This is a genomic window from Stenotrophomonas sp. STEN033, from assembly GCF_056856655.1.
Window position 1 is genome coordinate 63,124 of sequence record NZ_JBXFWM010000002.1, and the last position, 13,933, is coordinate 77,056.

The 13,933-nt window shown below is 65.1% G+C and carries 8 protein-coding genes; all 8 read right to left on the bottom strand.

Annotation, left to right across the window (positions count from 1 at the left end; genetic code table 11):
- Positions 1-9 precede the first annotated feature (9 nt).
- The gene (locus AC1VXC_RS01400; protein ID WP_313172736.1) at positions 10-1,203 is read right to left on the bottom strand and encodes a CaiB/BaiF CoA transferase family protein; all 1,194 of its coding nucleotides are present in this window, start codon (positions 1,201-1,203) and stop codon (positions 10-12) included.
- 162 nt (positions 1,204-1,365) lie between these two features.
- Positions 1,366-3,222 carry a glycoside hydrolase family 127 protein gene (locus AC1VXC_RS01405; protein WP_481538362.1) on the bottom strand — a complete coding sequence of 619 codons (1,857 nt, stop codon included), beginning with the start codon at positions 3,220-3,222 and terminating at the stop codon, positions 1,366-1,368.
- Positions 3,219-5,408, bottom strand: coding sequence for a formylglycine-generating enzyme family protein (locus AC1VXC_RS01410; protein ID WP_481538363.1), 2,190 nt, complete (start codon positions 5,406-5,408; stop codon positions 3,219-3,221). Before AC1VXC_RS01410 ends, AC1VXC_RS01405 begins: the two co-directional genes overlap by 4 nt.
- A 36-nt stretch (positions 5,409-5,444) precedes the next feature.
- Positions 5,445-6,386 carry a ribokinase gene (locus tag AC1VXC_RS01415; protein WP_481538364.1) on the bottom strand — a complete coding sequence of 314 codons (942 nt, stop codon included), beginning with the start codon at positions 6,384-6,386 and terminating at the stop codon, positions 5,445-5,447.
- Positions 6,383-7,639 carry a serine hydrolase domain-containing protein gene (locus AC1VXC_RS01420; RefSeq protein ID WP_481538365.1) on the bottom strand — a complete coding sequence of 419 codons (1,257 nt, stop codon included), beginning with the start codon at positions 7,637-7,639 and terminating at the stop codon, positions 6,383-6,385. The genes AC1VXC_RS01415 and AC1VXC_RS01420 overlap by 4 nt, the downstream gene beginning before the upstream one ends.
- 20 nt (positions 7,640-7,659) lie before the next feature.
- A complete protein-coding gene (locus AC1VXC_RS01425; protein ID WP_481538366.1) occupies positions 7,660-9,918 on the bottom strand; it encodes a TonB-dependent receptor in 2,259 nt (752 codons plus the stop codon).
- 437 nt (positions 9,919-10,355) lie between these two features.
- Positions 10,356-12,536, bottom strand: coding sequence for a TonB-dependent receptor (locus tag AC1VXC_RS01430; protein ID WP_313172723.1), 2,181 nt, complete (start codon positions 12,534-12,536; stop codon positions 10,356-10,358).
- 431 nt (positions 12,537-12,967) lie between these two features.
- The gene (locus tag AC1VXC_RS01435; RefSeq protein ID WP_312915795.1) at positions 12,968-13,849 is read right to left on the bottom strand and encodes a LysR family transcriptional regulator; all 882 of its coding nucleotides are present in this window, start codon (positions 13,847-13,849) and stop codon (positions 12,968-12,970) included.
- Positions 13,850-13,933: the final 84 nt, after the last annotated feature.

A 13,933-nucleotide genomic window follows, 5' to 3' on the forward strand; every position in this document is an offset into this window, starting at 1 on the left:
TGCTCCGGATCAGGCGGGGATGTCGCCATCATCGACGGCGGCGATGACAGCGGCGGTGTCCTGGTCGAAGGTCGGCGCGGCGAATGGCTGCGGGCCGGGGGTGCGACCAAACACGATGGGACGGGTGATGCCGCGGTAGCTGCCCAGCAAGGGGTGCTGCAGCGTGGTGATCATGTCTTCGGCCAGCACCTGCGGGTGCTCGAACATGTCCTCGACCTTGCGCGCGGCCGCGCACGGCACTTCTTCGCCGAACAGCGCTTCCCATTCCAGCGCACCGCGTGCAGCCAGTGCTGCATGCAGCTTGGCCAGCAGTTCGTCGGAATGCTCGGCGCGCTTGCGCACGGTGTCGTAGCGCGGATCGCTGCCCATTGCCGGCAGGCCGATCTTGTCGCACAACGCCTGCCAGAAGCGCGGCGTATTGGCCGAGATGTAGAGATGGCCCTGCGCGGTCGGGTGGATGCCGGTAACACCGCCCGAGCGCATGTCGCGGCCCACGCCTTCGGGCTCGCCTTCGGCCCAGATCATCCGTGCCGACTGCATGGTCAGCGCGCTGCGCAGCAGCGACACACCCACGTACTGGCCTTCGCCACTGCGTTCACGCTCGAACAAGGCCGAGGACACACCGGCAGCCACCAGCGCGGCGGCGTAGTAGTCGACCACCGAGCCGTACAGGATCTCCGGCGCGCCGCCGGGCTTGCCCTGCATCGCGCACATGCCGGTCATGGTCTGCAGCACCTGGTCGTAGCCGGCCTTGTCCTTGAGCGGACCGTCCTCGCCGTAACCGGTGACCGCGCAGTACACCAGGCGCGGGTTGATCTTGTTCAGGCTGTCGAAATCGATGCCCAGGCGCGCCGGCACGCTGGGACGGAAGTTGTGCACCAGTACATCGGCCTCGCGCACCAGGCGCATCAGCACCGCACGCTGGTCGGCTTCCTTCAGGTCCAGCACCACGCCGCGCTTGGAGCGGTTCACGCCGAGGAAGGCGCGGCTCTCGGCCTCCAGCGTGGACGGGTACTTGCGCAGGTTGTCACCAACCGGCGGTTCCACCTTGATCACTTCCGCGCCTTGGTCGGCCAGCAGGGTGCAGCCGTACGGCCCGGCGATATAGGCGCTCAGGTCCAGCACGCGCACGCCGCTGAGCGGGCCACGGGCACCATCGCGCTGGGCGATGTCGAACGGAGATGGGTTGTTGCTTGCTGACATGGGCTGCACTCGAATCCTTGATTGCAGTTTCCTCCCGGTGGATGGGAAGAAACATATCGTGCGGGTATTTTCAGCGAGGACAAAAAGCAGGTATCGCGGTGTCATCGCCTTCAAAACCACCGCTGCCTTCACAGTTTCCGGTTACAGGCAGCGGTGACAGGCTTATTGCGGGGCCAGCGACAGCCAGCTCAGGCGCCAGACGTCGTGTTCGCGGCCACCACAGCGGTAGTAGGGCTCGAATACCAGCGGCGCGCGGCTTTGCAGCTGCATCGTCACCGGCGCGCCTTCACCGTCGTCCTGGCCCACCTGCAGCCAGCGCGAAGGATCACCTTCTGGAAGTTTCACTGTTTCATCGGTCTTGAAGCCATCGATCAGCGTGGTTGCATAGACCAGCGGGCCGTAACTCAAGCCGACGTATTCCCAGCGCAGCACTTCCTGCGCTACCGGTGAACCGTCGGGCGCGCGCGATTCCTGCACATTGATGTTGGCGGCACGGTGCAGCTGCGGCTGCATCGGCAGCTGCACGCTGACCAGATCGCCGGCCTGCCACTGGCGCTGCAGCTGCACGTAACCATCCGTACCAACCTGCACCGGCACGTTGATGCCGTTGACCTGGATGCGTGCATCCTCGGCCCAGGCCGGGATGCGCAAGCCGATGCCGAAGCTGGCGCTGTGCTCGGGCATCACCCGCAGGCTGATCTCGCCGTTGAACGGATAGCGGGTCTGCTGCTGCAGCACCACCGTGCCGGCGTCTGCCTGCTGGAGCGTGGCTTCGCCGGCGCCGTACAGGTTCACCCGCAATCCGCCGTCGGCGGCAACGCCATAGGCCACCTGCGGCAGCTCCTCCACCGCCATTGCACCGGAGGACTTGCAGCAGCGCCAGTAGGTCGTATGCACGCGCTTGCCGTTGGGGAAGGTGTAGTAACACCAGTCCTCGCCGTTCGGCGCCATTGCCGCCAACAGGTCGTTGTAGGCGGTGCGTTCCAGCTCGTCTGCGTAACGCGCGTGGCCGCTGATGGCCAGCAGCTCGCGGTTGAGCTGCATCCACGCCAGCACCGAGCAGGTTTCCACATAGGCCTGCGGGAAGAAGGTGCGCGGGGCATTGAACACCTCGCGCGAGCGATGCGCGACGCCGCCCCACGGGCCGCCGCCCAGGGTCAGGTGCTGCTCGCGGATGTTGTTCCACAGGTTGTCGATGGCCAGCTTGTAATCGGCCTTGCCGGTGGCCTTGTACAGCTCGGCCAGACCCACAAGGTTCCACGACAGCTGGTAGGCCTTGCCGGTGGCGATGAAGGCGGCATCTTCGTTGGCGATGCCCTTGTCGAGCAGGGCCAGGCGCGGGTTGGCGTTGGCCTGCTGCAGGATCTTCTCGGCCAAGGCCAGATAACGCGGCTCGCCGGTGACCAGGTACAGGTCGGCGGCCGGGTCCAGCAGCACCGTCGCCGACATGCCGTGGTGGTTGCCCAGCGTGGTGATGTCGATGCCCGATTCCAGCGCCTGCCAGCACAGGTCGGCGATGCGCCGTGCGGCCTGCAGGTAGCTGTCATCGCCCAGCGCACGCCAGGTTTCGAGGAAGCCGAGGATCAGGTAGCTGTGGGTCCAGATGTCCCAGGTGCGCAGCGCCGGTTCTCCGTTCCAGCTCTCCGGCTTGGGCGGCTGCGGTACGGTGAAGCGGCGGTCGGCGGCATAGTTGCCGAGATAGCCGTCTTCATCCTGCTGGCTGATCAGCCAATCGGCGACACGGCGCAGGTTGGCTTCCAGTTCGGGCTGGCCGCCCTGCGCAACTGCGCGGGCGGTGGCCGACAGCCACTTGCCGGCATGTTCGCCATACCAGTCACCTTCCTGGTTCTGCTGCTTGTGCGCCTGGCCGAAGATGCTGATCGAGGGGCTGGCTTCATCGACGATGAAGTGGCTCAGGCGGCCGCTGCGGTTGGCGGCGAGCATCTGCCCGAACACACCGTCGAGCTTTACCGCCGCCGGCGTGATCAGCTGCTGGCCGCTGGTGATGGCCGCACTCATGCCGCGTCCACCACGCAGCGGAAGCCGAGCATGCCGCTGCGGTCCTTGGCCGGTGCCATCAGCAGGTACTTGCCGTGCTGGTCCAGGCGGTAGGCCTGCGGGAAATACCAATGCGAGGTCTGCGGCTGGTAGCTGGAACCACCGCGCAGGATCGCCGCACGGGTGTGCTCGTCGCTGAACTCATCGGTCCACTGCCACACGTTGCCGACCAGATCTTCGACGCCGAACGGGCTGGCGCCCTGCGGATGCGCATCGACATCGGCCGGGGCCAGCAGGCGCCGGCCACGGTTGACCTGCGGCACACGGCTCTGGTCCCAATCGTTGCCCCACGGATAGGTTCGGCCATCGTTGCCCTGCGCGGCGTACTGCCATTCCCATTCGTGCGGCAAGCGCTTGCCGGCCCACGCAGCGTAGGCACGCGCATCTTCCAGCGACACCCAGATCACCGGCTTGTTGTCCCAGCCGGCGCGCGGTGCGCCATCCACCCAATGGGCGAGGAAGTTGATGTCATCGGCCGGGTGGTAGCCGGTGGCGTCGATGAAGGCCTTGAACTGCGCATTGGTGACCGGATGGCGGTCGATGTGGAACGCGGGCATCTGCATCAGCTTGCGGTGATGGCGGCGCGGGCAGTCTTCCCACGGGAACTGCACGTCCTGGCCGGCCCAGTTGAAGCCTTCGATCTCGACACCGCCAACGGCGAACACGAACTCGCCCGCCGGGATGGTGACCATGCCCTGCGGCGCGGTCGCCTGCGAGGTAGTGGCGGGATTCTCGCGCAGCTGCTGCGGGATTGCCTTCCATGCGCCGGAGAAACTATTGAGCGGTTGCTCTGCGCGCTTGGCAGCTTCGATCAGGAACGCATCAAGGCCTTCAATGGCAACGCCCGCCTGCACGCTCAGCACCGCACCAAAGCCGCGTGCTTCCATCGGCAGTTCGATGATGGCCAGGCCATCACGCACCGCCGGTGACAGCTCCACGCCGTGCCAGACATCGTAGTAACGGGTACCGTCCACATGCGGCAGGCCGATCTGCTCACCATTGACCGCGTACTCGTTGCGGTTGATGAACGTATGCAGGCACTGGCCGTCGACCGGGAACTTGCTGGCGAAGATGCCGCCCTGGTAGCAGACCTGGTAGGGCTCCCAGTCCATCGAAACGATCAGGGCCGGGAACTGGCGGTAGATGGCGGCAATGCGGCGCAGGGTTTCACCATCGCGCGCGGTGAACTGGTTCCAGATGCCCCAGATGTTTTCCCAGGCGTTGTAACCAATGCCGTTGAAGAAGCAGTACTGCAGGTCGTGGTTGCGGTTGCGGCCCCAGCGGTTCTCGTAGTTGACCATGTGGCGCGGCTCCAGCCACTTCCACTTGGACACCGGCGGCACCGGGCCGTCGGGTGCCTTCTTGCCCCAGCTCTGTACGTTCCAGATCAGCTGCTCTTCCGAGCTGATGGTGGACTCCGGCTGCACCACCACCGGGTTGCCCTTGGCGTCGCAGGCATCGAAGAACGCGCGCGGCACGCCGTTGAAGGTGTCGCCGTTGATGCCGTCGGCACCGGTGGCCTTGATGATCTCGGCCAGCCCGTCCCAATGCGTCACGCCCGGGTCACGGGTGCCGTGATCCCACGGCTTGGCCGGCAGGAACACGCGCACGCCGCGCTTCTGGAATGCCTTCACCGCAGCCGTCAAACCTTCAAGGCCGCCCGGCAGGGTGTGCGCCAAATCGAACTGGTTGCGGTCGTCGATGCCGATGTTCGGGTAGATGTACCAGATCAATACCGAGTCCAGGCCGCCGAAGCGTTCGATCAGATCGTCCAGGTACTTGTCGACGGTGTACTGCGCGGTTTCCACGTCGAAGAAATAGCGGTCCTCGACCATCATCTGCGCGTGCACGAAGTTGCGCTGCGCCCACTGCAGTTCCGGGCGACGGTAGTTCACGTCGGTATAGCCGATGCGCACCAGGTGTTCCTGGCGCCAGTCCTTCAGCTCGGTCAACCAGTCGGCGGCGCTGGCATTGGCATCGATCATCCAGCTGCCGATGTCGGCGAACGGCCAAGCCGGTGCCTTGCCCGGGGTGGGCAGGTAGCGGCCGGTGGTGACGTGCGAGAACTTGTACTCGGTGTGGATCGCCTCACGCCCGTAATCGGGGGAATCGGTGTCGTAATCGGGCGCGGGGTAGGGCGAAGTCATGGTGGTCATCCAGCTAAAACGGGGGAGAGGTAAGGCTTACAGCGCGCACCAGGCCGCAAGCGCGGCGTGGGCGTCGGCGCCGGGCAGGCGGCTGGCATCGGCCAGCAGGGTCTGCACGTTGGCATGGTCGGGGATGCTTGATTGTGCACCCAGGCGGGTGCAGGCCAGGGCCGAGGCCGCACTGGCGGCCAGCAGGGCCTGCTGCAGCGGCTCTGCCTGGGCCAGGCGGGCGATCAGGGTGCCGCAGAACGTATCGCCGGCGGCGGTGGTATCAACGGGCGAAATCGAGAACGCCGGCTGCACCAGAATCTGGCCATCGATGCGTGCCAGGCAGCCACGGGCGCCGAGGGTGACGATCACGCAGGGGACGTCGATGCGTGCCAGCCCGCTGGCCAGGTCCGGCGGGTTGCCGGCCACCACGGCCAGCTCGCCTTCGTTGACGATCAGCATGTCCAGCTGTGCCAGCAGTTCGGCCGGCAACACCTGCGCCGGGGCGGCGTTCAGGGCTACCTTGACCCCGGCCGCGCGCGCGGCGGCGGCATAGGCCTGCACCGAGGCCAGCGGCGACTCCAGCTGCAGCAACAGCCATTGCACGCCATCCAGCGACGGCAGGTGCGCGGGCAGCAAGGCCATATTGGCGCCGGGTGCGACGGTGATCGCGTTCTCGGCGTCATCGGACAGGCAGATGAAGGCAGTGCCGGTAGGCAGCTGCGCGTCACGCACCGCATGCAGCTGCACGCCGGCAGCGTGCAGCGAGGCCTCGATCGGCTTGGCGAAGTCATCGGCACCCAGCGCAAGCAGCATCTGCGTGGCAGTGCCACCCGCACGCGCACAGGCAACGGCCTGGTTTGCTCCCTTGCCGCCGGGAAAGGTGCGGAATTCGCGGCCGAGCACGGTCTCGCCCGGTGCCGGCACATGCGCCGCGCGCACCACGAAATCGAGATTGGCCGAGCCGGCGACAAGAACGGTGGAACTCATGGAATGGCCTGGTAAACGAGGTTGTAGAAACGGGTGGACGGTGAAGCAAGCGCCTTGTCACCGCTGGGCAGGTATTGCATCAGCAGGATCGCCACCAGCTTCTCCTTGCGGTCGATGGTGAAGTAGGTGGACGCCGCACCGGACCAGCCGAACTGACCGACGCTGCCCAGCTTGCCGCGGTAAGCCGGGTTGGTGATGACATAGCCGCCCAGGCCAAAACCTTCGCCCGCGCCATAGCTGCTGATGGCCGGCTCGAAGCCACCGAGCTGGTCGCTCATCATCAGATCGACGGTCTTGCGCGACAGCAGTTGCTGCTTCCCACTGCGGCCATCATCGAGCAGCATATGGGCGAATTTCAGGTAATCGGCGGCGGTGGAGTACAGGCCGCCGGCACCGCTGTCATAGCCCTTCAGGCGCACGCCCGGGTTACGCGCGCTGAGCGTGTCAGCCACGCGCAGACTGCCATCGTCGTTGCTGGTTGGCAGCTCGACCACGCGGCCACGCTGCGCCAACGGCACTTCAAAGCCGGTGTCGTGCATCGCCAGCGGGCTGAAGATGCGTTGCTGCAGGAACTGCGCGAACGGTTGCCCGCTGACCACCTCGACCACGCGCGCCAGCAGTTCGGTATTGCTGCCCTCGTAATGGAAGTGGGTGCCGGGCGCGTCGGCCAGCGGCAGTGTGGACAGGCGGCGTGCAACGTCCTGCAGTGAGGTTGCACTGTCGACATCGGCCGCGGTCAGCAGCTTGGTCGCCACCCGGTGCGTGTCCGGCGCCGCCGCGAAGCCGCTGGTATGGGTGAGCAGATGGCGCAGGGTGATCGCACGCGGTGCATCTTCGGTCTGCGGATGTTGCAGATCGCCACCGGTCACCACGGTGCGGTCGGCGAACTCGGGCAGGTAGCGCGCCAGCGGATCGTCCAACGACAGCTTGCCTTCCTCCAGCAACATCAGCACGGCGACCGAGGTCACCGGCTTGGTCATCGAATAGATGCGGAAGATGCTGTCGCCCTGCAGTGGCCGCTTGCCGGCGCTGTCGGCGTGGCCGTAGTGCTGCTGGAACACGATGCGGCCATCGTGCTCCACCAGCGCCACCGCGCCCGGGAACTGGCCCGGTGCGGTGCTGGTCTGCAGGAAACCATCCAGCCGCTGCCAGCGCTCATCAGCGTGCAGCAGCGGTGCGGACAGGCACAGCAGGAGTGCGGCGCCACGGCGCAGCCAGCGGCGGCTGCGCGGTGTTGCGATGGATTGATGCATGGCGTGCACTCCTGCGTTCATCAGCGGAACGTATACGAATAGCTCAGCGACACCACGCGACCACGACCGGCCCAGTAGTTCTGCCAGCCATCGCCCTGCGAGCCGCTGAGGATGTAGTACTTGTTGAACAGGTTGTCCACGCCCAGCGAGAACGTGCCGAAGCGCCCGGAATCATAGTTCACGCCCAGGTCCCACAACGTGTAGCCGTTGATCTTTTCGTCGTAGTCGTACTCTTCGCCGTCGTACTCGCGCACCGCCGCGCCGGTGAGGTGGCGGTCGCGCAACATGCTGGCACCGAGCGTGGCGTCGAGGTTGGGCAATGCCTTCCACACCAGCGCGACGTTGATCTTGTCCGGCGTCGCATCGAAGATGCCCAGTGGCTTCTTCATCGGACCTGCATCGTAGCGGCCCTGCGGGTCGGGGCCCCAGAACGAGGTGTAGCCGCGCAGGTGCGTGTACAGGCCGGTGATCTTGAAGGTGTCGGTGAAGCGGAATTCGCCAGTGAGCTCGATGCCTTTGATGTCGGTGGGCGCGCGGGTCATGATGAAGTCGCTGGTCAGCGGGTCCACTTCCAGCGATGCACCGAAGTCGGAGGTGGAGTGGTACCAGCTGCCACTCAGCGCACCGCGCGAACCACGCCAGTTGAAGCCGATGTCGATGTTGTCGACGATGATCGCCTGCAGGTCGAGGATGCCGGCCACGGTCTGGCCCGGGTAGTTCACGTTGCGCAGCGGGATGCCGATGTCAGGCAGGGTGAAGCCCTTGCTGTAGGCACTGAACAGGGAGAACTCATCGGTGACGCGCCAGATCGCGCCGATGTTGGGCAGGTTGGCGGTGTAGTCCAGGGTGCCGCCTTCGACGAAGGAGTTGTTGCGGTAGACGACGGTGGTATAGCTGTCGATGTCGAGCTCACCGTTCTCGCGACGGAAGCCGCCGCTGACCGTGACCGGGCCGATATCCCAGGACAGCTGCGCATACGGGGCGACGCTCCGGTAATCCATCGGCGGCACCCAGACGCGGTCGGTCATCACCAGCCGCTGCTCGGCCACGTCCTGCACGAAGTCCACGCCGGTATGCAGCTCCAATCCGTCCACGCCAAAGATGCTGGGGCGTGTCCACGAGGTACGCAGGCCCTTCTTGCGCGACTGGATCTCGGACTGGTCGAAGATGCGGTCGGCATCATCGGCCGGTGCCGGCTTCACCAGCTGGCGGTCGGCACCGTTCTCCGGCAGGAAGCGCATGCCCTGCTTGGCCTGGTATCCGACCAGGTCGAGCGTGCCGCCGTAGAAATCGCTGTGGGTGTACTGCAGGCTGTACTGGATGAACTTGTTGAGCGCATCGCGCTGGCCGTCGATGTGGCCCTTGATCGAGGTATTCGGCACCGGCGTGTCGCAGGGCGGCCAGTCGTTCGGGCCCTTGCAGCCGACCAGTTGGATGTAGTCGCCATTGCCGCCGATGTTGAAGTTGCTGTACGTGGCCTGCAGGCGCTGTTCGCCGTCCTCGCCGAAGTTGTAGCCGCCCTTCATGTACAGGTTGCGCGACTGCGAATCGGCCAGCGAACCGCTGGAATTCATGCCGATGCTGCGGTTCTTGGCGTCATAGGCCATGCCGCGCTCCAGCTGCGAGACGCTGGCAAGGAAGTCGTAGTTGTCCTGCTTGATCGCATGGCTCAGGCCCAGCTTCCAGCCGACGCTGTCGTCGTTGAACTGGGTCTGGTAGCGCGCATTGATGGTGGTCTCGCTGCCGATCTGTTCCGGCACCTTGGAGATGTAGTTGATCACGCCACCGGTGGCGCCGATGCCTTCGGCGGCGGATGGGCCGTTGATCACTTCGATGCGGCCGATCACGCCCATGTCGGTGAAGGTGCCGTTGCGCGTGCCTTCGCGCAGTGGTGAGCCTTGCGGGATGCTGTCGAACAGGCGCAGCGGAATGCGCCCACGCAGCGACTCACCGGAGTTGGTCATCGCCTGCGAGGATTCGGCATAGCCGGGAATGGTGCGTGCCAGTACTGCGGTGTTGTCCTCGGTGATGATCAGCGACTGCTTGATCTCCTCCGGGGTGATGATCGAGATCGCACCGGGAATCTTGTCCACTGCCTTGGGCGCGCGCACCCCGGTGACGATGACCCGGTCGAGCTCGGTGGCTTTCCTGTCCTGCGCGCGCTTGTCGGCGCTGCGGCTGTCTTCTTCGTCTGCTGCCTGCATCTGCTGGGCCTGCACGCTGCTGCTGATCGCAGCGGCCAGAGCCAGAACCCCCAACACTACCGGTGCCTTCTTCATGTTGTTTATCTCGTTTTTGTTTTAGATAAGACGTGCATGAACTACTGCCGCGCAGCGCGACATTCCGATACTTCTGTTGGCTGCTGCATCCCTCCCGACGCAACTCCCCGACAACAGCAGCCTAGGCGTGCACAAGGGGGCATTGAAGGCGGGGGGGCTTGCTTCAGACGTGAGGTTTTGTTGCTTGAAACAAGCTGTGGTTTTTTCTTGCGGCGCAACAAGAAAGGTTTTCTTGTTGCTGCAGCCGTTGCTTCTGTAGGAGCGGCGTAAGCCGCGAAGCAGACGACCGTTCCGGCGACGAGGAATCTGCAACTGCAGGATGTGCGGGAGCGGATGCTTCTCCAGCTTCGCGGCTTACGCCGCTCCCACAAACAACAAACATCAAACACAAAAACGGCGCCACAGTTGCCTGTGGCGCCGTCTTCAAGTTGCAGCTATCAGAACTTGATGGTGTGCGACAGCGACACCATCCGGCCGCGGCCGGAGAAGTAGTTCTGCCAGCCCGGCAGCTGCGACCAGGTCAGCACGTACTGCTTGTCGAACAGGTTCTCGATGCCCAGCGACAGCTGGCCGAAGCGGCCGGTGTCGTAGTTCACGCTGAGGTCCCACAGCGCGTAGCCATAGGTGTTCTCTTCGTTGGCATAGACGTCGCCGTTGGCCGGATTGGTGAAGGTCTCACGCAGATCGCGGTCGAAGGTCTTGCTCACGCCCAGGGTGGCGTTGAGGGTATCGGTCGGGGTCCAGGTCAGCGAGGCATTCACCTTGTCCGGCGAGATGTCCAGGATGCCCATTTCCTTCTTCAGGCCCGAGCCCGGGTAGTACTGGGTCTGGCCACGGATGCGCGAGTACAGGAAGGTGGCCTTCCAGTGCTCGTTGAAGGTCCAGGCGCTGTTCAACTCGAAGCCTTCGATCTCGACCGGTGCGCGGGTCAGGATGAAGTCTTCGGTCACCGGGTCGATGGTCAGGCTGGAGCCGTAGTCCGAGGTGGAACGGTATACCGATGCACCCACCTGGCCCTTGGCACCACGCCAGTTGACGCCGATTTCCTTGTTCTCGGTGATCAGCGGCTGCAGGTCAGCGATGCAGGACACGGCCTTGCACGGGCTGTTGGCCTGGATGTTGCGCAGCGGGATGCCGACGTTGGCGATGCCGAAGCCTTCGGAGTACGAGGCGAACACCGACCACTGGTCGTTGATGCGCCAGATCGCACCGAAGTTGGGCATGTTGGCCTTGTAATCCATCTTGCCGCCCTGCACCGGGGTGTTGTCGCGGTAGGCAACGGTGGTGTAGCTGTTGATCTTCAGCTCACCGTCCTCGCGGCGGATGCCGGCATCCAGGGTCACCGGGCCGATGTCCCAGCTCAGCTGCGCGTACGGCGCAAGGCTGGTGTACTTCATCGGCGGCACCCACAGGCGGTTGGTCAACGCCAGGCGCTGCTCGGCGGTGTCTTCGACCATGTCCAGGCCGGCACGCAGGCGCAGGCCTTCGACCTTGAACAGGTCGCCATAGGCGTAGCCGAAGCGCAGGCCCTTCTTCTCGCTGTTGATTTCCGACTGGTCCCAGATGCGCTCGGCTTCTGGCGGAGCCGGCTTGGTCAGCTGGCGATCGGCGCCGTTCTCCGGCACGTAGCGCATGGCCTGCTCGGCCCAGTAGGCATCAACGCTCAGGTCGCCGCCGAAGAAATCGGCATTGGTGTACTTCACCGCGAACTGTTCGAAATCGTTGAACTCGGCCAGCGAGCCAGCGATGGAGCCCTTCTCGGCGGTGTTGGTGGTGGGGTTCGGGCACTCCACTGGATCGAAGCGGCAGCCTTCCACCGGGATGTAGTTGTGTTTGCCGCCGATGTGGAAGTTGCTGTAGCTGGCCTGGATGCGCTGCATCTGGTCTTCGCCGAAGTTGTAACCACCCTTCACGAAGAGGTTCTTGCTGTACGAGTCGGACAGCGAGCCGGAGGTGTTCAGGCCAACGCGGCGGCCGTCGCCGTCATAGGAGATGCCGCGGTCGATATAGGCGCCGCTGATCAGGAAGTCAGCCGCATCACCACGGTAGGTGTGGGTGACACCGATCTTGCTCTGGTCGCTGTTGTCCTTGAACTGGGTGCCGTAGCGGGTGTTGATGATGGTCTGGTGGCCATCCACTTCCGGGTTCTTGGACAGGTAGTTGATCACGCCACCGGCGCCACCAATGCCTTCGGCGGCGGACGGGCCGTTGATGACCTCGATGCGGCCGATCACGCCCATGTCGGTGAAGGTGCCATTGCGGTTGCCTTCGCGCAGCGGCGAGCCCTGCGGCACGCCGTCGAACAGGCGCAGCGCGATGCGGCCGCGCAGGGTCTCACCGGAGTTGCTCATCGCCTGCGAGGATTCGGAGTAGCCAGGCACCATGCGTGCGAGCACGGCGGTGGCGTCTTCGGTCAGGTTGAGGGTGCGCTGCACCTGCTCCTGGGTCACCAGGGTGACGGCGCCAGGAACCTTCTCGATGGCGACCGGGGTGCGGCTGCCGGTGACGATCACCTGGTCCAGGTTGGTGGCGGCATCGCCGGCGTCCTGTGCAAAGGCCGGGCTCATCGCGCTGGCGAGCAGCACGGCGCTGATGGCGGCCGAAAGTGGCTTGATCATGTTGTTCTCTCCCCCAGGTTTGAATGTGTGACGCGACCGGCCTGGGAGCCGGCAGAGCCAGAATGCGACGGGGACTAGCGCCCCTTTGATCCTGCCGTTTGCTGTTTTCGGTCCCCGGCCAGGCGGGCACCGGACGCAACTCCGACGTTGGGCGAAGCCTAGGCGGCGCCCCGGCGCGATAGAAGCGCACCTGTGTATGTTCAAAGCCTAGGGTTTGTTGCGATTGGCCTTTGCACCGGTAGTGCCGAGCCATGCTCGGCAGGGGCTTTGCCGGGAAACCCACCTGTAGTGCCGAGCCATGCTCGGCAAGAGGCCGTGCCAGGATATCCAACAGTACCGGGAACGCCGCTGCCGAGCATGGCTCGGCACTACAGGGGATCTACGGGTAATGCCCCTGCCGAGCATGGCTCGGCACTACACGGGCATTGCGCTCAGTCGGTAGGCTGCAGCAGCGCCGTACGCGCCTCGTCCAACAGCACATTGACCTGGCGCAGGCGCACCGAGGAACGCGACCAGACCATGCCGATGCGGCGTGGCTCGCTGGGTTCGGGCAGGGGAATGCGCACCACCGAAATTCCTTCCGGCCACGGCTTGGCCCAATCCGGCACCAGCGACACGCCCAGCCCGCGATCCACCATCACCGCGATCGCATTGAGCGCATTCAGCTCGAACCGTTCACGCGGCACGATGCCGGCCTTGCGCAGGTATTCGTCGGCCTGGCGGCCGCCCCATTCGTGGCGGTCGTAGCGGATCAGCGGTTCCTCGCGCAGCAGCTGGTGCGGGTCGGCGCCGGCCAGGCGCGCCGGTGCCAGCACCACCAGCGGCTCTTCGCGCAGCAGCTGCCAGTCGCAGGTCTTGGGCAGCGAGAACGGTGCCTGCAGCACCATCGCCGCATCCAGGTCACCCGATTCCACCGCGCCATAGAGGTCGGCCGAATAACCGGGTTTGATGAAGACGTTGATCTCGGGGAACTTGGCCACCATCCGCGCCAGGATGTCCGGCACCAGCCCACCGAGCGCGGTAGGGCAGGCGCCCAGCCGCAGTTCGCCGGCCATGCCGCTTTCGTTGGCGACGCTGCGCAGGTCGGCCACGCCACGCAGCAGGTCGCGCGCGCGCTGCAGGATGCGCGCACCTTCCTCGGTGACGCTGACGGTGCGGCCGGCGCGGGCGATCAACGGGGCGCCCAGCTCGCGTTCCAGCGTGCGGATCTGCTGGGCGACGGCGGCGGGGGTGATGTGCAGCATGCGCGCCGCCGCGGCCATGGAGCCACGGTCGACCACGGTGACAAAGGTATTGAGAAACTGGGTTTCCACGCGATTAGACCTCTCAGCTGCGCGCCAAACTACACCAGCGGGCGCGGCGGCGCGATCCGACCAACGTCATGGTCTTTGCCGGAT

Excerpts from the sequence above, each read along its gene's own strand:
- AC1VXC_RS01425 (WP_481538366.1), bottom strand. The coding sequence starts at position 9,918 with ATGAAGAAGGCACCGGTAGTGTTGGGGGTTCTGGCTCTGGCCGCTGCG.
- AC1VXC_RS01420 (WP_481538365.1), bottom strand. The coding sequence starts at position 7,639 with ATGCATCAATCCATCGCAACACCGCGCAGCCGCCGCTGGCTGCGCCGT.
- AC1VXC_RS01405 (WP_481538362.1), bottom strand. The coding sequence starts at position 3,222 with ATGAGTGCGGCCATCACCAGCGGCCAGCAGCTGATCACGCCGGCGGCG.
- AC1VXC_RS01410 (WP_481538363.1), bottom strand. The coding sequence starts at position 5,408 with ATGACTTCGCCCTACCCCGCGCCCGATTACGACACCGATTCCCCCGAT.
- AC1VXC_RS01400 (WP_313172736.1), bottom strand. The coding sequence starts at position 1,203 with ATGTCAGCAAGCAACAACCCATCTCCGTTCGACATCGCCCAGCGCGAT.
- AC1VXC_RS01415 (WP_481538364.1), bottom strand. The coding sequence starts at position 6,386 with ATGAGTTCCACCGTTCTTGTCGCCGGCTCGGCCAATCTCGATTTCGTG.
- AC1VXC_RS01430 (WP_313172723.1), bottom strand. The coding sequence starts at position 12,536 with ATGATCAAGCCACTTTCGGCCGCCATCAGCGCCGTGCTGCTCGCCAGC.